The organism is Dellaglioa kimchii (assembly GCF_046115505.1).
In the GTDB taxonomy this organism is placed as follows: Bacteria; Bacillota; Bacilli; order Lactobacillales; family Lactobacillaceae; genus Dellaglioa; species Dellaglioa kimchii.
The window spans coordinates 594,880-612,582 of sequence record NZ_CP170736.1; the positions used below are offsets into that span (position 1 = coordinate 594,880).

At 33.0% G+C, this 17,703-nt stretch carries 27 protein-coding genes, 1 tRNA gene, 1 pseudogene and 1 other annotated feature; of the genes and pseudogenes, 14 read left to right on the forward strand and 15 right to left on the reverse strand.

Annotation, left to right across the window (positions count from 1 at the left end; translation table 11 throughout):
* Positions 1 to 56: 56 nt before the first annotated feature.
* The 13 genes from ACE83Q_RS02845 to ACE83Q_RS02905 all read right to left on the reverse strand — a co-directional run bounded on the left by ACE83Q_RS02845 (position 57) and on the right by ACE83Q_RS02905 (position 8,731).
* Positions 57 to 881: a TlyA family RNA methyltransferase gene (locus ACE83Q_RS02845; RefSeq protein WP_409022625.1), complete on the reverse strand. Its 825-nt coding sequence runs from the start codon at positions 879 to 881 to the stop codon at positions 57 to 59.
* Between the two features lie 8 nt (positions 882 to 889).
* Complete coding sequence (locus ACE83Q_RS02850; protein WP_409022626.1) at positions 890 to 1,777, reverse strand: polyprenyl synthetase family protein; 888 nt, start codon at positions 1,775 to 1,777, stop codon at positions 890 to 892.
* Positions 1,770 to 2,003 (reverse strand): exodeoxyribonuclease VII small subunit, encoded by a 234-nt coding sequence (locus tag ACE83Q_RS02855; RefSeq protein WP_409022627.1) that lies wholly within the window; start codon positions 2,001 to 2,003, stop codon positions 1,770 to 1,772. Before ACE83Q_RS02855 ends, ACE83Q_RS02850 begins: the two co-directional genes overlap by 8 nt.
* A gap of 3 nt (positions 2,004 to 2,006) precedes the next feature.
* Positions 2,007 to 3,347 carry an exodeoxyribonuclease VII large subunit gene (gene xseA, locus ACE83Q_RS02860; protein ID WP_409022628.1) on the reverse strand — a complete coding sequence of 447 codons (1,341 nt, stop codon included), beginning with the start codon at positions 3,345 to 3,347 and terminating at the stop codon, positions 2,007 to 2,009.
* Positions 3,340 to 4,191, reverse strand: coding sequence for a bifunctional methylenetetrahydrofolate dehydrogenase/methenyltetrahydrofolate cyclohydrolase FolD (folD, locus tag ACE83Q_RS02865; RefSeq protein WP_409022629.1), 852 nt, complete (start codon positions 4,189 to 4,191; stop codon positions 3,340 to 3,342). The genes xseA and folD overlap by 8 nt, the downstream gene beginning before the upstream one ends.
* 106 nt (positions 4,192 to 4,297) lie before the next feature.
* Positions 4,298 to 4,735 carry a transcription antitermination factor NusB gene (gene nusB, locus ACE83Q_RS02870; RefSeq protein ID WP_409022798.1) on the reverse strand — a complete coding sequence of 146 codons (438 nt, stop codon included), beginning with the start codon at positions 4,733 to 4,735 and terminating at the stop codon, positions 4,298 to 4,300.
* 8 nt (positions 4,736 to 4,743) lie between these two features.
* Positions 4,744 to 5,175 (reverse strand): Asp23/Gls24 family envelope stress response protein, encoded by a 432-nt coding sequence (locus ACE83Q_RS02875; RefSeq protein ID WP_409022630.1) that lies wholly within the window; start codon positions 5,173 to 5,175, stop codon positions 4,744 to 4,746.
* Positions 5,176 to 5,194: 19 nt separating this feature from the next.
* Entirely contained in the window at positions 5,195 to 5,755 is a 561-nt protein-coding gene (gene efp, locus ACE83Q_RS02880) for an elongation factor P (RefSeq protein WP_409022631.1), read from the reverse strand.
* 81 nt (positions 5,756 to 5,836) lie between these two features.
* Positions 5,837 to 6,898 carry a M24 family metallopeptidase gene (locus ACE83Q_RS02885; RefSeq protein WP_409022632.1) on the reverse strand — a complete coding sequence of 354 codons (1,062 nt, stop codon included), beginning with the start codon at positions 6,896 to 6,898 and terminating at the stop codon, positions 5,837 to 5,839.
* 72 nt (positions 6,899 to 6,970) lie between these two features.
* Positions 6,971 to 7,258, reverse strand: a complete 288-nt coding sequence (gene rpmA, locus ACE83Q_RS02890) for a 50S ribosomal protein L27 (RefSeq protein WP_083478911.1) — start codon at positions 7,256 to 7,258, stop codon at positions 6,971 to 6,973.
* Positions 7,259 to 7,281: 23 nt separating this feature from the next.
* A complete protein-coding gene (locus ACE83Q_RS02895; protein WP_409022633.1) occupies positions 7,282 to 7,611 on the reverse strand; it encodes a ribosomal-processing cysteine protease Prp in 330 nt (109 codons plus the stop codon).
* Between the two features lie 21 nt (positions 7,612 to 7,632).
* Positions 7,633 to 7,941 (reverse strand): 50S ribosomal protein L21, encoded by a 309-nt coding sequence (gene rplU / locus ACE83Q_RS02900; protein WP_409022634.1) that lies wholly within the window; start codon positions 7,939 to 7,941, stop codon positions 7,633 to 7,635.
* 18 nt (positions 7,942 to 7,959) lie between these two features.
* Positions 7,960 to 8,045: a sequence feature (ribosomal protein L21 leader region), on the reverse strand.
* Between the two features lie 53 nt (positions 8,046 to 8,098).
* The gene (locus tag ACE83Q_RS02905) at positions 8,099 to 8,731 is read right to left on the reverse strand and encodes a TetR/AcrR family transcriptional regulator C-terminal domain-containing protein (RefSeq protein ID WP_409022635.1); all 633 of its coding nucleotides are present in this window, start codon (positions 8,729 to 8,731) and stop codon (positions 8,099 to 8,101) included.
* A 176-nt stretch (positions 8,732 to 8,907) separates the two neighbouring features.
* Here ACE83Q_RS02905 and ACE83Q_RS02910 point away from each other — a divergent pair.
* The 11 genes from ACE83Q_RS02910 to ACE83Q_RS02960 all read left to right on the forward strand — a co-directional run bounded on the left by ACE83Q_RS02910 (position 8,908) and on the right by ACE83Q_RS02960 (position 15,273).
* Positions 8,908 to 8,981 (forward strand) — tRNA-Arg (locus ACE83Q_RS02910).
* 411 nt (positions 8,982 to 9,392) lie between these two features.
* Positions 9,393 to 9,902 (forward strand): Ltp family lipoprotein, encoded by a 510-nt coding sequence (locus ACE83Q_RS02915; protein ID WP_409022636.1) that lies wholly within the window; start codon positions 9,393 to 9,395, stop codon positions 9,900 to 9,902.
* Positions 9,903 to 10,011: 109 nt separating this feature from the next.
* A complete protein-coding gene (locus tag ACE83Q_RS02920) occupies positions 10,012 to 10,785 on the forward strand; it encodes a CD20-like domain-containing protein (RefSeq protein ID WP_409022637.1) in 774 nt (257 codons plus the stop codon).
* 93 nt (positions 10,786 to 10,878) lie between these two features.
* Complete coding sequence (locus tag ACE83Q_RS02925) at positions 10,879 to 11,286, forward strand: DUF4429 domain-containing protein (RefSeq protein WP_409022638.1); 408 nt, start codon at positions 10,879 to 10,881, stop codon at positions 11,284 to 11,286.
* Positions 11,287 to 11,317: 31 nt separating this feature from the next.
* Positions 11,318 to 11,650 (forward strand): hypothetical protein, encoded by a 333-nt coding sequence (locus tag ACE83Q_RS02930; protein ID WP_409022639.1) that lies wholly within the window; start codon positions 11,318 to 11,320, stop codon positions 11,648 to 11,650.
* A 37-nt stretch (positions 11,651 to 11,687) separates the two neighbouring features.
* Positions 11,688 to 12,620, forward strand: coding sequence for a hypothetical protein (locus tag ACE83Q_RS02935; protein WP_409022640.1), 933 nt, complete (start codon positions 11,688 to 11,690; stop codon positions 12,618 to 12,620).
* A 113-nt stretch (positions 12,621 to 12,733) separates the two neighbouring features.
* On the forward strand, positions 12,734 to 13,192 hold the full coding sequence (locus tag ACE83Q_RS02940) for an NINE protein (protein WP_409022641.1): 459 nt from the start codon (positions 12,734 to 12,736) through the stop codon (positions 13,190 to 13,192).
* A gap of 78 nt (positions 13,193 to 13,270) precedes the next feature.
* A complete protein-coding gene (locus ACE83Q_RS02945; protein ID WP_409022642.1) occupies positions 13,271 to 13,792 on the forward strand; it encodes an Ltp family lipoprotein in 522 nt (173 codons plus the stop codon).
* 127 nt (positions 13,793 to 13,919) lie between these two features.
* The gene (locus tag ACE83Q_RS02950) at positions 13,920 to 14,201 is read left to right on the forward strand and encodes a putative quinol monooxygenase (protein WP_409022643.1); all 282 of its coding nucleotides are present in this window, start codon (positions 13,920 to 13,922) and stop codon (positions 14,199 to 14,201) included.
* A gap of 337 nt (positions 14,202 to 14,538) precedes the next feature.
* On the forward strand, positions 14,539 to 14,844 hold the full coding sequence (locus tag ACE83Q_RS02955) for an IS3 family transposase (protein ID WP_409022799.1): 306 nt from the start codon (positions 14,539 to 14,541) through the stop codon (positions 14,842 to 14,844).
* Between the two features lie 351 nt (positions 14,845 to 15,195).
* Positions 15,196 to 15,273, forward strand: a complete 78-nt coding sequence (locus tag ACE83Q_RS02960) for an IS3 family transposase (RefSeq protein WP_409022800.1) — start codon at positions 15,196 to 15,198, stop codon at positions 15,271 to 15,273.
* Between the two features lie 53 nt (positions 15,274 to 15,326).
* Here ACE83Q_RS02960 and ACE83Q_RS02965 read toward each other — a convergent pair.
* A pseudogene (locus ACE83Q_RS02965) lies at positions 15,327 to 15,458 on the reverse strand (transposase); the annotation flags it as partial.
* A 244-nt stretch (positions 15,459 to 15,702) separates the two neighbouring features.
* Between ACE83Q_RS02965 and ACE83Q_RS02970 the strand changes: the two are divergent.
* The 3 genes from ACE83Q_RS02970 to ACE83Q_RS02980 all read left to right on the forward strand — a co-directional run bounded on the left by ACE83Q_RS02970 (position 15,703) and on the right by ACE83Q_RS02980 (position 16,842).
* Positions 15,703 to 15,969, forward strand: coding sequence for a SemiSWEET family transporter (locus tag ACE83Q_RS02970; RefSeq protein ID WP_409022644.1), 267 nt, complete (start codon positions 15,703 to 15,705; stop codon positions 15,967 to 15,969).
* An 87-nt stretch (positions 15,970 to 16,056) separates the two neighbouring features.
* A complete protein-coding gene (locus ACE83Q_RS02975) occupies positions 16,057 to 16,428 on the forward strand; it encodes a transporter (protein WP_409022645.1) in 372 nt (123 codons plus the stop codon).
* A gap of 144 nt (positions 16,429 to 16,572) precedes the next feature.
* Positions 16,573 to 16,842, forward strand: coding sequence for a hypothetical protein (locus tag ACE83Q_RS02980; protein WP_409022646.1), 270 nt, complete (start codon positions 16,573 to 16,575; stop codon positions 16,840 to 16,842).
* Between the two features lie 275 nt (positions 16,843 to 17,117).
* Here ACE83Q_RS02980 and ACE83Q_RS02985 read toward each other — a convergent pair whose 3' ends face one another.
* Positions 17,118 to 17,660 carry a dUTP diphosphatase gene (locus ACE83Q_RS02985; RefSeq protein WP_409022647.1) on the reverse strand — a complete coding sequence of 181 codons (543 nt, stop codon included), beginning with the start codon at positions 17,658 to 17,660 and terminating at the stop codon, positions 17,118 to 17,120.
* Positions 17,661 to 17,703 lie beyond the last annotated feature (43 nt).

Here is a 17,703-nt window from a genome sequence, read left to right on the forward strand (position 1 = left end):
CATACAGTTAGTATAACGTAATTTCAATTATTATTAAAGAACTTCACTTTAAATCCTTATTTAACGGCATTCAGGTTGTCGTATGCAGCAGTTAATACGCCACCGATACTAACCTTATCCGAAATCTCGCCAATTTCATTTATCGCAGACTTTAAATGAATTAAAAATTCAATATTACCTTCGCCACCCTTAATTGGTGAGTAGCTTAAATCCGCAACATTAAATCCAGTGGAAATAGAAAATTGAACAATGTCTTCGAGCACTTGACGATGAATCTTTTCATCTCGTACAATACCATGTTTTCCAACATTTTCTTTTCCTGCTTCAAATTGGGGTTTTATTAATGCCACAACATCCCCATTTTCAGTAATAATTTTCTTTAAGGCAGGTAAAATAAGATGTAATGAAATAAACGATACATCTATTGTTGCAAAATTGGGTTGTCCAAATTCAAAATCTTCTTTTTTACTATATCTGAAGTTAGTATTTTCCATCACAACAACTCTTGGATCTTGTCGTAATTTCCAAACTAATTGATTGGTACCAACATCTAACGCATAACTCAATTTTGCGCCATTTTGCAAGGCAACATCGGTAAAGCCACCGGTTGATGATCCAATGTCTAAGACCGTTTTGTCTTGAACGGTTGCATCAAATACTTTAAGGGCTTTTTCTAATTTAAGTCCACCGCGGCTCACATAAGGTAATTTTTTACCTTTAAAATGAAGTACAGTTTCTTCAGAAATTTTAACACCTGGTTTATCCAATCGTTCTTCATTCTCACCCAGAATTTCACCAGCCATAACTGCACGTTTGGCCTGTTCACGAGTTTCAAATAACCCTTGTTTAACTAATAAAACATCAATGCGCTCTTTTTTCATAGTGACTCCTAATTTTTTAATTTAAAGTAATGTAACAATTCTTCCAAATACTCTGTCTCCAACCCTGTTTGCTTAAGCGTTTGAATAGCATCTTTAGCTTGATTGGTTACCTCTTCGAGCATCCTATAAGCTTGATCAATTCCCATTAGTCCAGGATACGTATTTTTATTTTCTTGATTGTCTTTATGAACAGCCTTGCCCATCTCTTCAGATGTCCCAACGACATCCATAATATCATCATAGATTTGAAAAGCTAACCCAAAATGACGTCCATATGCCATAAGCGCTACGTGCTGTTGGTCAGTCGCTTTTCCAAGTATACTACCTGCGTACATTGAAAATTCAATCAAATCACCCGTTTTACGCTTATGCACCTGTTTCAACTGCGCTAATGATAACTCTTTTTGTTCACCTTCAATATCGGCAACTTGACCGCCAACCATTCCCTCTGGGCCAGCTAACCTAGCTAGTTGACCCATTAGTAATACTTTTTGTGAATCAGGTAATTCTGCGTTACTGATCCATTCAAAGGCTAATGTATTTAGTGCATCACCAGCTAAAATTGCCATGCTTTCACCAAAAATAATATGGTTTGTTGGTTTACCACGTCTTAAATTATCATCATCCATCGCAGGCAAATCATCATGAATTAATGAATAAGTATGAATTAATTCTAATGCACCAGCAACAGAATAAACTGACTTATCAAGTTTACGATTAAGCATTTGACATATAACAAAAATGATTAGTGGTCTAATACGTTTACCACCCGCTTCAACTGAATAAGTCATCGATTCTTTTAACTTTTTTTCAGTGTCTAAAGACTGTAATTGATTCAACATAATTTGATTAAATTCTGGTAATACGTTATCAGAAAATTTAGTTAAGTTACTCATTTTCTAAGCCTTGTTCGAATGGCACTTCTTCACCAGAATCATTCATGACACTGGTTAATGTTTTTTCAGCATTTTCCAATGTTTTTTGCAATTTTGAGCTCAACTTAACACCGTTTTGAAATTGGGTTAATGCTTTTTCTAAAGGAACATCACCTTGTTCTAGCTCTGTTACAATTTTTTCAAGTTCTACTAAGTTATCTTCAAATGTCGCTTTTTTTTCTGCCATTTTTTATTCTCCTTTTTCAACTTTTTCAATTTTCGCATATGCTTTACCATCTGTAAGGTGTAACACGACGTTATCATCTATATTCACTGAATTAATACTTTTAATAATTTTATCTTCCATAGATACGTAACTGTATCCTCGTCCCATAATCTTCAATGGACTTAATAAATCAAGCGCATTTATTTTTTCGCCAACCTGTTGTTTCTTCATTTCAAGTAAGTAGGTCATTAATTGATATAACTGCTTATTTTGTTGTTGCACTTGATCTTGCAGTTGACTAACCAATTGTTGCGGATTTTGATAGCGCAACTGACCACTAGCTTGTTCAAATTGTTGTTTCTTAATTGTGATAATTTGTTTTGTTACTTGCATTAAGCGTTGTGCTAAATTGTCTAAGTTTTGAAGGTAACCCTCATATAACCGATTAGGTTGTTGAAAAACATATGATTGTTGAATCTTATCTAATTGTTGTCTTCTTAAACTTAAAATATTTTGCGTTACTTGTAATAATCTCAATTTTAATTGATTAATCTTAATTAATTCATCGGCGTAAACAGGGACAGCTAATTCTGCTGCTGCTGTTGGCGTTGCTGCCCGAACATCGGCTACTAAATCAGCGATAGTTGTGTCCGTCTCATGTCCAACTGAAGAAATAATTGGAATCTGGCTAGCAAATATTTCTCTTGCGACAGATTCTTCATTAAATGGCCATAAATCTTCAATTGAGCCACCGCCTCGGCCAATAATAATCGTGTCAAAATGGCTTAATTCGTTAATTTGTTTTAAACGCTTAACTAAATCATTAGCTGCTTTGTCGCCCTGTACAATCGCAGGAAATAAAACTAATTGAGCAATCGGGTAACGTCTTTTAACGGTCGTCATAATATCTTTGATGACAGCGCCTGAAGGACTTGTAATCACAGCAATTCGTTTAGGATATTTAACCAATGCCTGTTTTGGTGCTGAAAATAATCCCTCAGCTTGTAGCTTATTTTTTAACTGCTCATAGGCCTGATATAATGCCCCAACACCATCAGGTTCCATTCGCTCAATATATATTTGATAGTTACCTGTCGCTTCATATAAAGATATACGGCCCATAACTAAAACTTTCATACCATCTTCTGGTTTAAATTTTATTTTATCAAAGGCTGAACGGAACATAATTGCGCTAATTTTAGCATGGTCATCTTTTAAACTAAAATATTGATGCGCATTAGGTCGAGGTCTTAAATTTGAAATTTCGCCAGTTAAATAAACAGTCCCAAGATAAGGATCAGCATCAAATTTTTTCTTCAAATATGTTGTTAATGATGTGACTGATAAATAATTATCTTTATTCAATGCCAACACTCCGTTTTGTTAATTCAATTGTTTGTTCCATCAACATTGCAATCGTCATAGGTCCAACCCCTTTTGGTACTGGTGTCAGATATCCTGCAACTTCTGCAACTTCCTTATCGACATCTCCCGCTAGCTTACCACTATCTAAGCGGTTCATCCCGACATCGATGACTACAGCACTTTGTTTCACATCGGCTTTTTTAATAAAGTTTGCTTGACCAATTGCAACAACTAAAATATCAGCCTGTTTAGTTATCTCTGCTAAATTTTTCGTATGACTATGCGTTATCGTTACTGTCGCATTAGCGTTTAAAAGTAACGCTGCCATTGGTTTACCCACAATATTACTGCGGCCGACCACAACTGCATTTTTACCGTCTAAATCAATATTGTATGCGTTAAACATTCTCATAATTCCCAGTGGTGTACATGGAATTGCTAGTGGATCATTCATGGCTAATCGTCCAATATTTATCGGATGAAATCCATCAACATCTTTTTCTGGTTTAATAGCTTCGGTTATCTTTTTTTCATTAATTTGGTTTGGTAAAGGTAACTGTACTAATATGCCATTAATATCTGAATTATCATTATATTCATTAATGAGATTTAGCAACTCTTTTTCTGATGTCGTATCAGGTAATTTTTTAACAATCGATTTTATCCCAATAGATTCAGCAATTCGATGCTTATTCTTAACATATATTTTACTTGCCGGATTTTCCCCAACTACAATGACAGCTAATGCAGGAAAGACATTTTTTTTCTTTAAATCCTCTATCTCAGATTTTAAATTATCCGTCGTTATTTGTGCCAATTTCTTACCATCAATTAATTTAGCCATAATTTAGCACCTCTATTCCATTTTTACTTCTTACATTTTATCATATTTAAGGTATTCATTTCTAAAAAAAAAGTGTCGCAAAAAATGCAACACTTCTCAATCATTATTATTCATTTGTTTTTTCAATATCAACGGGCATTTTTTCAACAACTGGATCTAACACACCATTCACAAATTTTCTTGATTCATCATCACTAAATTCTTTAGCAATTTCTAAAGCTTCATTCAATGCTACCTTAGCAGGAACATCATCTACGTATTTCATTTCGTAAATAGCTAATCTCAAAATAATTAAATCCGTATTGTTCAGGCGTGATAGTTTCCAGCGTGATGTTAGATTTTCTTCAATAACAGAATCTATCTCAGCTTGTTTATCACTAACACCTGAAACTAATGCTTCTAAATAAGGTGGAATTACAGCTGACTCTTCATCAGGAACTTCTAACAATTCACGATAAATAGCCTCTCTATCACCATCTGGGTTAGAATTTAACGCAAATAATGCTTGAAATGCTTTTTCGCGAATCGTATGTCTAGTTACTATTACACTCACTAATTTTCACCATCTTTTTCTGAAAATAAATCGTCAGTATCTATCTTATCGGCTTCCTTTTCAGGAATAACCCCTTCAACATGAACATTTACTTCAATAATTTCTAAACCTGTCATAAATAGCAATTGTTGTTTAATCTTTTCTTGCATCACTAATGCGACCTTAGGAACAGATACACCGTAATCAAGGTAAACAAAAACATCAATATTCAACTGGTCATCTGTTAAATCAAGTTTAACACCCTTACCAAGTGACTTTTTACGGCCAAATAATTCAGTTAAATTTTTAGCAATTGTCCCACGCATTGAGTAAACACCATCAATTTGGTTAGCAGCAATTCCAACAATAATTTCAATAACTTCAGGTGCAATCTTAATGTCACCCAAAGAAGGTTCAGTACTTTTTAAAACAATATTTGTTTCTTCAGCCATAAGTTTAACCTCCGTCGATTTATTGTGCTCTGGAAATATATGTGCCATCTTGTGTATTAATAATTAACATTTCGTCTTCATTAACGAAGAATGGCACTTGTACAACTAATCCTGTTTCAAGAACAGCAGGTTTAGTTCCACCAGATTGTGTATTACCTTTAATACCCGCTTCAGTTGAAGCTACTTTTAATTCAACTGTATTAGGAACGTCAACACCAAGTGTTTCAGTACCAAACATAATAACATTAACAATTAAGTTTTCTTTCAAATAATTTAATTGTTCATGCACGCGTTCTTCTGGTAATTCTAATTGTTCATATGTATCCATATCCATAAATACATAGTTGTTACCATCAGCATAAAGATATTGCATTTTTTTATTATCAATTTGTGCTTTTTGAACTTTTTCACCAGCACGGAATGTTTTTTCTTGAGCAGCACCTGTACGGAGATTCTTTAGTTTTGATCGAACAAAAGCAGAACCTTTACCCGGTTTAACATGTTGAAATTCAACAACACGCCATAAATCACCATCAACTTCGATTGTAACACCATTTTTAAATTCATTAACGGACATCATAATATAATATTCCTCCTACTATCTCGTGTATCTCATAGTTCTAATAATAGCAATAATGGACATATAAAAGCAAGTTAAAGTCTATATTATCATTAATTTTTTAGAAGAATTCGTTAACATTTGATAGCCATTCTCAGTCACTAAAATATCATCCTCAATTCGAACGCCACCAAGATTTGGTACATAAATCCCTGGTTCAATTGTAATGACGTCGCCTGCTTGCAAAACACTGTTTGAATCATCCAATTTAATATTAGGTAATTCATGAATTGATAGGCCAATTCCATGCCCAATCCCATGATTAAAATATTTACCATATCCTGCATCGGCGATTGTTTCATTAGCAACTCTAGCTAATTCACTTAATTTTATTCCCGGTTTAATTAATGAAATCACTCGTTCTTGTGTCATTAAAACAGACTCGTAAATATGTTTTAATTCATCAGATATCGATCCCACTGCGATGGTCCTTGTGACATCAAATGTATAGTTCTCGTAATAATAGCCAAAATCTATCGTAATCAAATCCTGATTTTGAATTTTTCGGTTGAAAACCGTTGCATGTGGCCATGTTGAATGAATGCCGCTTGCTACAATTGTTTCAAAAGATTCACTCATAGCACCTAAATTTTTGATATAACTATCTAGCCGATTAGCAATTTCAATTTCTGTTTGACCAACTTCAATCGTCGACACAATATAATTGAAAGCTTCGTCAGCTAATTTTCCTGCCTTTATTAATTTTACCTGCTCATCCTTATCTTTAACACGTCGTAATTCGTCAGCAATATTAGTGAATGGCACCAAATCACTAACAAGGATTTCATCTAATTGATCATACTCTAAAAATGATATTGATGATTCAAATCCCATAACTGTTAATCCTTTTTCACTAATTATGTCAGATACAGCACCCAGATAATCACGCGTAAATTTTATTTCTAATTTTTTATCATGATTTTCTAGTGCCAATTCAAATCTTAGGTCAGTGATTAAAAATTGTTGTGTATCAGTAATTAACAATACACCATCACCTTCAAAACCACTTAAATAAAATATGTTTGTCGTATCCGTCACTAAAAATGCATCAATCGAGAGTTTCTCAAAAGTTGATTGTAATTGTTTAATTCTATCAAAATTCATTTAAACACTCCTTTTATGTACAAAAAAAGGAAATCTCTATCATAAAATGAAGAGGTTTCCTTTAAATTATTATTATTCAGCTACAGGGTATACAGAGACTTGTTTCTTATCGCGGCCTTTACGTTCAAAACGAACGATACCATCGACTTTAGCAAACAAAGTATCATCTCCACCTTTACCAACGTTAACACCAGGATAAATACGTGTTCCACGTTGACGATAAAGAATTGAACCACCTGTTACTTCTTGTCCGTCAGCTCTTTTTGAGCCTAAACGTCTACCGACAGAATCACGGCCATTAGAAGTAGAACCCCCACCTTTTTTATGTGAGAAAAATTGTAAATTCATTAACATAATCAATGCACCTCCTTGTTATAGTCTTATTATTTAAGTGTTAATTTAATGTAATCTTGATAGTTTTGCTCAATTGACTGTAGTCCTAAAACTAAACTTTCTAAAAATAATTGTCCTGTAGCATCGTTTAACTCAGACTCTGATAGTTTAACTTTCATTAATCCACCATTATCTTCATCCATCTCAACATCAGGATTAAGTTTAGCAAGTTCGGTCAAACTATTAACTGTATTGATAGTCAATACCGAAACCGCAGCACACACAATATCTTGACCATATTCACCAGAATCAGCATGCCCTGTTATTTCAAACGCATCGATGATTTTGGCATCTCTCCGAGAAATAACTGCACGTATCATACTAGTATCCTACTTTCAAAATTATGCGTTAATAGCATCGATAACAACCTTAGTATATGGTTGACGATGACCTTGTTTTGTATGAGAATGTTTCTTAGGTTTGTATTTGAAAGTAACAACTTTCTTTTCACGGCCTTGTTTTTCAACAGTACCAGTTACTGTAGCACCTTTAACAAAAGGAGCACCAATAACGGTTTTTTCGCCACCAACTAAAACAATTTCATCAAATGTAACTTTTTCACCAGCTTCTGCTGATAATTTTTCAATGTAAATAGCTTCTCCGGCTTCAACTTTAAGTTGTTTGCCACCTGTTTTAATAATTGCGTACATGTGTATTACACCTCCTTATAGATTACTTAGACTCGCCGTAATTTAGTGATCAGATTTAGATAACCTGACGCTTAAAAACTTAAAACGTGCGGTTGCAGTTGTGGTGTTCACAAATACAACGTTATTATAATATCAAATGTAACTTCTTAAGTCAACGTTATCCATCATTTTCAACAAAAAAGTTTGTTAGATTAACGCCATTACTTGTATCAACGCCAGTAATTTCTTTTAAAACCTTAGCAACGTAGTGCGGTGTGTAGATCATATCGTCCCGTAACCAACGTTTAATGAATCCTAGGTGCGCTGATGCAACATAGGATACTTGTAACTCGTTTGGTATCTTAGATACTTCAAAATCGCCTGCTAACTGTTCTCTAAAGTTATTTAAGTAGATAACTAGTCTATCATATACTTTATCAGAAAAAGCGACATCTTCTTGACTATTTAAAAGTACGCCAAACATCATTGATTCATCTTGTAAATAGTTAAATACTCGATTTAAACAACATACTTCAACTGGTTTCGAATAAACATACGCTTTATCTGGTGATTGTTTTGACATAATCATAATGTAATCAAAAAAGTCATCTAAAATTTCATCCATTGCCCTATTAATAAAATCTTGTTTGTCATGATAATGCAGATAGAATGTTCCTCGAGTAACATTTGCTTCCTGAGTAATCTTTTGAACGCTAATATTTTCAACTTTGTAATGTTTCATGAGTACAACTAATGATTTTTTTAAATTTTGTCTTGTTCTCTTTACCCGTGGATCATTAGAATCAACCATTTTTCAACCTCTTTATTCATAATTAAATAGTCTTTATCTCCATTTATGTCTATTACTTTCTTATTATAGAACATTTTATCAAAACTTTCATTCATGTTTTTGATAATTTATAAGAGTTCTACCAATTTCCATTGACAAGTACCAGTATTTTATCATATACTATTAAATGTTGTTATGACTCGGTAGCTCAGCTGGATAGAGCATCCGCCTTCTAAGCGGACGGTCGTGAGTTCGAATCTCACCCGAGTCATAGATATCCATTCTAGACCGATTTTAAAAAACAGGAATGTCTTTAAACGGGCGTTCCTATTTTTTTATTTAGGTGGAAACGGACTAGAAAGAATAGAATGCTTAAAACATTTATTGCATTTTTGTTGCATGAATATTTTTATCAATAAATCTGTAAATCTACTAAAGTATTAAAATATCAGGCAATAAGAAAGCATTTTCTGTCGGTAAGGCTGTTGGCGACGCTTTATATTGTATTACTGGAAAACACGGTAAAAATATCAAGCCAATTACTTAAGCTTTAGTAAATTATTTGAAATAAAACTATTAAAAAATCCCCTAACCTGTTGGTAGCAAGTTAGAGGCGGAAATATATTAACAAATAATTTTATCATATTTCTAGGAGTAGAGATATAGATTTCGGAGGATTTTAATGTCAAAAAAAGTTACAGGTCAAGATGGTAAAACGTGCACAGTTAGTAAACCCTTTTACAAACGGGTTTGGTTTTGGATAATTGTGGTTATTATTTTCATAGCAATTATGGCTTCTTCTAATGGGGATAAGAAGCCGGATACAAGCGATAGCACTGCACAACAATCATCAAGTAAAGTTTCATCTAAGAAAAAAGATAATACTCCTGTTGAGTATATTTCTGCATTAACAAAAGCTAAATCATATTCAAGTACAATGAATATGTCAAAAGCAGGCGTATATAATCAACTTACTTCTGATTACGGTGAAAAGTTTTCAGCAAAAGCTGCACAATATGCAATAGATCACGTTAAAGCTGATTGGAATGCAAACGCCCTAGCTAAAGCGAAATCGTATCAAAAAGATATGTCTATGTCACCCGAAAAAATTCGCGAACAACTTACTTCAAGTAGTGGTGAAAAATTCACAGCTTCAGAAGCAGATTACGCTATTGCTAATTTAGATAAATAATTTATTCTATAGTTTTCAGCGAGCATATAGGGGTAACTCCTCTACTGCTCGCCTATCATCTACGTGCATAGGACTCACGTTAAAAGCTGCTAAGGGAGAATATTTACAAATGTCAGAGAAAAAAGTTTTGGGTATATTAGCTATTGTTTTCGGGGGAATTGCTTTAGCTTTTTCATGGGTTCCAATTATTAACAACATGTCAGCATTTTTAGGATTAGTTGGTGCTCTTTTAGGTGTTATTGGTCTTTTCGTTAATAGAAAAAATAAAAAGACACTTGCAATTATAGGTACAGTTTTAAGCATTGTTTCAATCATTATTGTTTTAATGACTCAATCTGCATATAGTAATGCCTTAGATAAAATAGATCCATCTGTGAGTTCTTCAGATAGTAATTCTGAAAAAAAATCAAAATCATTAACTATAGATTACAATGACTATTCGTTTTCTAAAAGTAAAGACTATTCTATAGATGTTTCTGATAATAACTGGGCTAACACAAAAGTAAAGGTCGATAAGGTGACTGTTTATAAGTTAGCTAAAAATTACACATACAAATCAACAAATGATGGCACATTCAATATTGAAGGATTTGTTAAACTACATTTTTCAATAGCTCCTGGGAGAGATATTGCTGCCTACCCAACTCAAGGTACTGCGATATTCGATAATGGTGAGCAACATGAAGCAGACTCTTCCGAAACTTGGGACGGAGATATTTCTAAAAGCGCTGTAAAAGATGGATCAGTTGTTATACCTGTTAAATCATTAAAAGATGTTACTTCATTAACAAACATTAGATTTAAATTTGACGCAAATTATGATACTGATGACTACGATGATAGTAACTCTACTCACCATTATGATCTTAATTTAAAACTATAAATATTCTTAACGAGTGTATAGATATTTTAAGTGGGTGCAATTCCCACTACTCGTTTTGCAACAAAAATATATCTTTGGAGGAGTTACATTAACATGGGAATTTTAGGCGACAAAACTGAAAAAATAAACTTATTTCCACAATCACCAAACGAGAAAATTTTTTATTTTAAAAATCAAAAAACAACAGTGAGAATTGATGATCATTTCATTAGAATTTCACGAGGTGGTAGTTTTTCAAATTTAATTCTTCAAGGATTAGATGGTGAAAAAACAATTTTGCTAAGTGAATTAACAGCATATCAACTTAAAAGTCCTGGTATGACAGTAGGATATTTCCAATTTATTTACCCCGGTTCACAAGATACTAAAAAAGGTGCTTTTGAGGCTGTTAAAGATGAAAATACTGTCACTTTTTTAAACAAAGATTTAGGACAAGCCCTTGCACTAAAAAAATATATTGAAGAAATAATGATTATGAAAAGTATATCAAATACTAAGTAACTCCCCTAACCTATTTCTAAAATATGTTGATATGCCTGATGGTATTCATGGATTAATTATTGGAGACTGCATTTTACTTGATTGTGCATTATCAAGTGAAGAAAAGTTACAGTGGTTATATGAAGAACTTGGCCACTATGAAACAACTGTTGGTAATATAACGCCTACTGATTCAATCAGTAATAGAAAACAGGAACGAAAAGCTAGAGTTTGGGGAATGAAAAAGCATATCCCGGAGGTTGCACTTCAAACATTTACTAAAAAAAATGTTGATGATTTTGAGGTTGCTGATGATTTAGGTGTTAACGTTGATTATTTACGTGAGGTTGGAGAAACTTACGGATTTAATTTAAAGAAGAATTAATTACTATAAAGAATATATAAATTTTGGAGGACTTTTTATGAAATTATTATGGAACACTTATTGGAAAATGATACTTGGTATTTTTGTTGTTTTAATGGTTATATCATTCGTTTTTGCAATAGCGTTATATGTAGTATTTATCGTGGCTTTAGTTTTCGCTATACGATACGTCGTTGATTATAGGAAGATTGATAGGAAAGATGTAACAAAAGTGCCTGCACCTTTTTATAAAAAATGGTGGTTTTATGCCTTGATCATATCATTCTTATTTATCTTAATATCAGCAGCTTCAAGTAATTCAAACAATTCTACAAGCCCATCATCTAAATTAGAGTCAAAAGATTTAAAATTATCCTTCGATTCTAAAAAAATTAAAACAAATGATAAAGGCGTCGCAACTATAACTGGTACTACCGAAAAAGGCGCTTCTGTTGTAGCTGGTGTTGTTCATTCAGATACTGCTGATGACGCTGGGGCTTTTTCCCTAACTTATCCTTTAACTTCAGCGAGCGAAAAGACAATTAACGTTACAGCAACAAGTAAAGATGGTACTTCAAAAGTATTAAAAGTGACCATCATCCCTAGTAAAAGTTTTTCTAACGCTGAACATTTAAAATCAGAAAGTGAAAACAAAGTATCATCCGAAGAGTCTCCTAAAAATAGCTCTCTCATTAAAGTTAATAAATATCTAAATAATTCATTAAAAGAAGATAAGAAATTTGCTGAATCGAATGAATCCTATGGTTATACTCGCTATATTCATAGTATCCAATTTAAAAATTCTTCTTTCGATGATTTGCAAGTTACAGTCTTCAAAGACTACCTAGAATTATCTAAATCAAAAAGAAAAGAAGTTATGAATACCGTCAAAGGCTCAGCTATAGCAGCAGCTATGCTCTCCGACGTTAATCAAAAGGCAATTGATAAAATGAATAGTGACGGTCTAGCAGTCAGTCTTAAATTCTATTAATTATAAAAAAAGCCCCTAACCTGTTGGTAGCAAGTCAGAGGCAGAAATATATTAACAAATAAATTTTATCATATTTCTAGGAGTAGAGATATAGATTTCGGAGGAATTGTCCTATGAACAGCAATAATTTAAGAAATCAGTTAACTAATGAAGAACTACTTTTAGTCAACTCAGAAGTTTCAACAAATAAGAAGAATGTGGTATTGGCATGGCTTTTATGGTGGTTCCTTGGATGTGTTGGTGGACACCGCTATTACTTTGGTAGAACCGGTAGCGCAATTGCAATGACATTAATTGTGGTACTAACATTTGGTATCGGAATTATTGTTACAGGTATCTGGATGCTAGTTGATGCATTTTCAATTAACAGTTGGTTGAAGGCGGACCAGGAAAAAATCGAGAATGAAGCTATTCAAGAAATTATTATGCGTAAAGATGATAACAATAAATCCAATGCTACCCCACCTACTGACGTAAGTGATTCTATCAAAAAATACAAAGCATTACTTGATGACGGTGCGATTTCTGAAGAAGAATTTAATGATAAAAAGAAAGAATTATTAGATTTATAAAAATACTTCTATCAGATTTTATTATAAAAAATTCAGCGAGTGTATAGGTATTTCAAGTGGTTACAATTCCTACAGCTCATGTTGTACCAAAAAAATTGGAGGAATTATATTTTGAAAAAGATTATTAGTATATTGGGTATTTTAGGCGTTTCAATGTTGCTGTTATCTGCATGTGGAAATGAAAACGACCCTACCTTAACCGGCTCTGAAGAAACTAGCCAAAGTGACACTGACAGCTCAGATACTGACAGCTCAGACACTGACAGTTCAGATACTGATAACACTACAGATGTCTCTACTGAGGATAAAAACGCCCTAAACCAAGCGGACTCTTATGCTAACGACATGAATATGTCAAAAGCAAAATTATATGATCAATTAACTTCTCAATATGGTGGTAAATTTTCAGCAAAATCTGCGCAGTATGCAATAGATAATATCGATGCTGATTGGAATGCTAATGCGTTAGCAAAAGCAAAGTCTTATCAAGATGATATGTCTATGTCGCCTGAACGTATTCGTGAACAACTTACTTCCAATGCTGGCGAAAAATTCACATCTGCTGAAGCAGATTACGCTGTTGCTAATTTAGATAAATAATCCATTATGTAATTAAATTATTCAAGCGAGTGTATAGATACATTTAGCAGGTGCAACTCCTGCTGCTCGTTTTCGTTCATCTACGTGCACAAGAATCACGTTAAAAGCTAAAAAGGAGAATATTATCATGAAAGTTTTTAATGTTAGTTTAGTCGTTAAAGAAAATTGTATTACAGAATATGAACAATTTATTGAACCTCTAGTGACGCAATCTAAAAAAGAATCTGGTAATATTTCATACAATCATTTTAAACAATTAGGTGCCAACAATCGTTATGCAATAATTGAACATTGGCAAGACCAGGACGCGGTTGAATTCCACAATGAAACAACTTACTTTAAAGAATTTTTAGCAGGTATCAATCAATTTGTAACTGAAGAATTACAAGTTATTGTAATGGACGCCTAGCTACCCTTTCGACCACCAGGTAAGCTGGCTATGAGTGCAAGACTTATTGATCGTGTTGCTAAAATACTAATAATTAGTCAGGAGTAATTTATGACATTCTTAGAAACTATCAAAAAAAATAATCAATATCCTATAATATTTATTGGTTCTGGACTCACCCAACGCTATTATAAAAATACATATATGAAGTGAACCCACAGAAAATCGTTTAAAACAGCTAGAAACTGAGAATCTTGAACTACGTATTAAAAACGAAGCAACAAACAAAGAAATTGCCCAAGTAATTTGCCAACTCGAGGCCGAATTTAAATTAGTCGATCTTTTACGCGTATTACCAATTGCACCAGCAACATTCTTTTATTGGCGACGTCAATTCAAGAATCCAGATAAAGATAAATCACTTAGAAAATTAATTACGACGATATGGCAAGCTGACCATCATATGGGCAGTGCTCGAATTACAAAAGCTTTGTTGGATGACTATGACCTTAAGGTCAATCACAAATGTGTTTATCGAATAATGAAACAACTAAACATTCAAGGTGAAGGATATAGGAAGAAAAAACGTCGGTATGATTCTTCTAAAGGTCCCAAAGGTAATCGCGTTAAGAATAGATTAAATAGACGATTCAAAACTGATTGACCCTATCAAAAAATGGTTTCCGACGTTACTGAGTTTCGGATTCCTAAAACAAATGAAAAAGTATATGTCGAACCTATCATGGACCTATACAACAATGAAATACTAACTTACAGCATTACAAGTGACAGCCCCAATCTTGAATTTGCTTTAAAACCATTAGAGATGTTACTTGAAATATTGCCTAAAACAACCTATAAATAATTCCTACACACTGATCAAGGTTGGCAATATCGTCATAATGCATGGCAATTTAAACAAGCTCACATAACACCTGTATGTCTCGTCGAGCCACTTGCCTAGATAACGCTTGTATTGAAAGCTTCTTCAATAAATTAAAGGTTGAATTAGATAATTTACGACAATACAAAACGGATTCAAATGAAACTAGGCGGCACATCGCCGGTAAAATACCGACAACATGCCGCCTAGAAAAGACAACTAAATATTTACTTTAACTTTTGGGGTATACCTCATGAGTGTTATCACTTTGTGGCAATACCCCTTCGTATGTTCTCATTATAAAGAAAACACGGTTCTTTATAATGTCTAAAATCACTAAATCCGTAGACATCACGTTTAATATTTTTCAATTTATTGTTAGTTCCTTCAAGTGGGCGATTAGAATAAGGCCGTTAAGAACGTTTTTTCTTTTAAGATAACTTTTACTAGTTCTTTTAACATAGAATATAAAATTAAACCTTAGTTCTCATACAAATAGAAAGTAAATTAATATATCCTCATCAAGTTAAACAATTTTAATTATATTAAAATATTTTTCCTACTCCCAGTTGTTATAATTTGTAGAATAACTGATAATTAGTTATTATAAAGAGGCATAAAAAGTTTGGAGGAATTAGAATGAAATTATTAAATGATCGCACTCTAGAAAAAATCGGGAAGTTTGCAAGTATTTTATCTATCTTAATGTATGTCTCATACATCCCGCAAATCATTTCCAACCTTAATGGTAGCCAGGGTAATCCTGTTCAGCCATTGGTTGCCTGTATTAATTGCATATTTTGGACTGTCTATGGCGTATGTGGTAAAAATAAAGACTGGCCCATATTCTTTGCAAACGTACCGGGTATCTTTCTAGGCGCCATCGCTTTCTTCACTGCCTTATAAAATATCATATAAATAAAAAAAATATAATAATAATACTTACGTGCAGATAGGGAATCACGTTAAAAGCTCCATACGGGGGAATTCTTCATGAAACTAAAAATTAACACTGCAGCAGGTACTTTCGATATTATAAATACTATATTAGTAGCCTTTTCTTGGCTTATAGTTATATTAACTGGTATCAATAAATCTACTGTAACATCACACGCTGTCTCTGGAACATCAACCTTAACTAGCGGTACAGCTATTTTCTTTTATATTATGCTAGGAATTGGCCTTATTCTTCACATTGTTGCACTTGTTCAATCAAGAAAAGCTGATATCTCTATTACTGGCCATGTTCTTGGTATTATTGGTTGCGGTTTATTTCTTTTATCAATGGTTTTTGCCCTTCCTACATTTATTTTATTAATCATTGCAGCAGTTTTCACACTCAAACAAGCTCCTGCTAAGCACTAATAAACAAAATTTAACATAAATTTCTAACGAGCGTATAGATACTTTTAGTAGGTGCGATTCCTACTGCTCGCTTTGCACCATAAAAATATTGGGGGATTTAAAATGAAAAAATTTATTAGCTTACTAGGGGTTCTAAGCGTATCAATGCTACTATTGTCTGCTTGCGAATATAGTTATAATTCTGATTCCAGTTCTGACAAAAATAGCTCTTCTTCTCAACAGTCGTCTGCATCATCCAACAAAAAGGCCTCATCTTCTAAGGCCAAAGATTCTTCTAAAGAATCTTCATCATCTGCTAAGAAGACATCTTCTTCTGAAAGCTTTGATATTAATGATAGTACTTCGTCTGCTAAAGACGTTCATATTCATGAATCTGAAGATGGTGCTGATTTTAATTTTGACACTGGTTCTTGATCATTTACTTAAGTTAATTGTAAAAGAGATTAGTCTCATTCAAGTAAAAACTGTTATTCAGCTATTAACACACAAAGAGCCTTCAATATTGGAAAAAAATCCAATATTGAAGGCTTTTTTGTGATTAAAATTTAAAATACAAGTTATTAAAGATTCCTTATTTACGACGCTCAGTTATAAATTAATTACTAATAATATCAAGCTCTTAAAATTCACCAACCTGCTTAAATTTTTGTCCAATATTATTGGTTAGCTCCAATTTAAGACTGTTTTAATTAATAATTATTTTCTTGTCTTTCAATATTTTCCATATTTTTTTTAACAAATTCATTTTCAATATCATTCCAAGACAATTTTAAATCAACTAACCCGAATTTAATAAAAAGATGCCAAGCATGTTTAAAATCTTCTAATTTATGACTAAATAAACTTTTAGAAATCATTAATTTTAATGATAAAAAGACTTTATTCAATGACATTGTCATAGGCTTCTTTGCAAAACCATCCATCTCTTCATCACTAATTAATAATAAATAAGTCCATTTATTTTGATTAGCAATATTAAAGAAGAAACTCATTGCATCAACATATTCTGAGAGTACTGTCTCTTCATGCGTTTTGCCTTTTTCCATTTTTTGTCCACGATTTTCTTTCCAAACTTTAAACCATTCAACCGTATTGGCTAATTCTGATAATTCAACATCCAAGCTCACATAGGCATTAAACAATCTTTCTTCAGGACTCCACCTGATTTTCTTATCTTGAATAACATCCCGATCAAAGCTTCGTTCCATTTGGATCATATCTGTTAAGTTCACTAAATTTTCCTCCAAAAAAATCTGCCCACTAGTAACTAACGGA

Coding starts and splice junctions, on each gene's coding strand:
- ACE83Q_RS02895 (WP_409022633.1), bottom strand. CDS start 7,611: ATGATACGTGCAGTTATTTCTCGGAGAGATGCCAAAATCATCGATGCG.
- ACE83Q_RS02970 (WP_409022644.1), top strand. CDS start 15,703: ATGAAATTATTAAATGATCGCACTCTAGAAAAAATCGGGAAGTTTGCA.
- ACE83Q_RS02950 (WP_409022643.1), top strand. CDS start 13,920: ATGAAAGTTTTTAATGTTAGTTTAGTCGTTAAAGAAAATTGTATTACA.
- ACE83Q_RS02920 (WP_409022637.1), top strand. CDS start 10,012: ATGTCAGAGAAAAAAGTTTTGGGTATATTAGCTATTGTTTTCGGGGGA.
- ACE83Q_RS02885 (WP_409022632.1), bottom strand. CDS start 6,898: ATGAATTTTGATAGAATTAAACAATTACAATCAACTTTTGAGAAACTC.
- ACE83Q_RS02850 (WP_409022626.1), bottom strand. CDS start 1,777: ATGAGTAACTTAACTAAATTTTCTGATAACGTATTACCAGAATTTAAT.
- ACE83Q_RS02845 (WP_409022625.1), bottom strand. CDS start 881: ATGAAAAAAGAGCGCATTGATGTTTTATTAGTTAAACAAGGGTTATTT.
- ACE83Q_RS02905 (WP_409022635.1), bottom strand. CDS start 8,731: ATGGTTGATTCTAATGATCCACGGGTAAAGAGAACAAGACAAAATTTA.
- ACE83Q_RS02855 (WP_409022627.1), bottom strand. CDS start 2,003: ATGGCAGAAAAAAAAGCGACATTTGAAGATAACTTAGTAGAACTTGAA.
- ACE83Q_RS02975 (WP_409022645.1), top strand. CDS start 16,057: ATGAAACTAAAAATTAACACTGCAGCAGGTACTTTCGATATTATAAAT.
- efp (WP_409022631.1), bottom strand. CDS start 5,755: ATGATGTCCGTTAATGAATTTAAAAATGGTGTTACAATCGAAGTTGAT.
- ACE83Q_RS02980 (WP_409022646.1), top strand. CDS start 16,573: ATGCTACTATTGTCTGCTTGCGAATATAGTTATAATTCTGATTCCAGT.
- ACE83Q_RS02940 (WP_409022641.1), top strand. CDS start 12,734: ATGAACAGCAATAATTTAAGAAATCAGTTAACTAATGAAGAACTACTT.
- folD (WP_409022629.1), bottom strand. CDS start 4,191: ATGGCTAAATTAATTGATGGTAAGAAATTGGCACAAATAACGACGGAT.
- ACE83Q_RS02915 (WP_409022636.1), top strand. CDS start 9,393: ATGTCAAAAAAAGTTACAGGTCAAGATGGTAAAACGTGCACAGTTAGT.
- ACE83Q_RS02925 (WP_409022638.1), top strand. CDS start 10,879: ATGGGAATTTTAGGCGACAAAACTGAAAAAATAAACTTATTTCCACAA.
- ACE83Q_RS02930 (WP_409022639.1), top strand. CDS start 11,318: ATGCCTGATGGTATTCATGGATTAATTATTGGAGACTGCATTTTACTT.
- ACE83Q_RS02875 (WP_409022630.1), bottom strand. CDS start 5,175: ATGGCTGAAGAAACAAATATTGTTTTAAAAAGTACTGAACCTTCTTTG.
- ACE83Q_RS02935 (WP_409022640.1), top strand. CDS start 11,688: ATGAAATTATTATGGAACACTTATTGGAAAATGATACTTGGTATTTTT.
- ACE83Q_RS02945 (WP_409022642.1), top strand. CDS start 13,271: ATGTTGTACCAAAAAAATTGGAGGAATTATATTTTGAAAAAGATTATT.
- rplU (WP_409022634.1), bottom strand. CDS start 7,941: ATGTACGCAATTATTAAAACAGGTGGCAAACAACTTAAAGTTGAAGCC.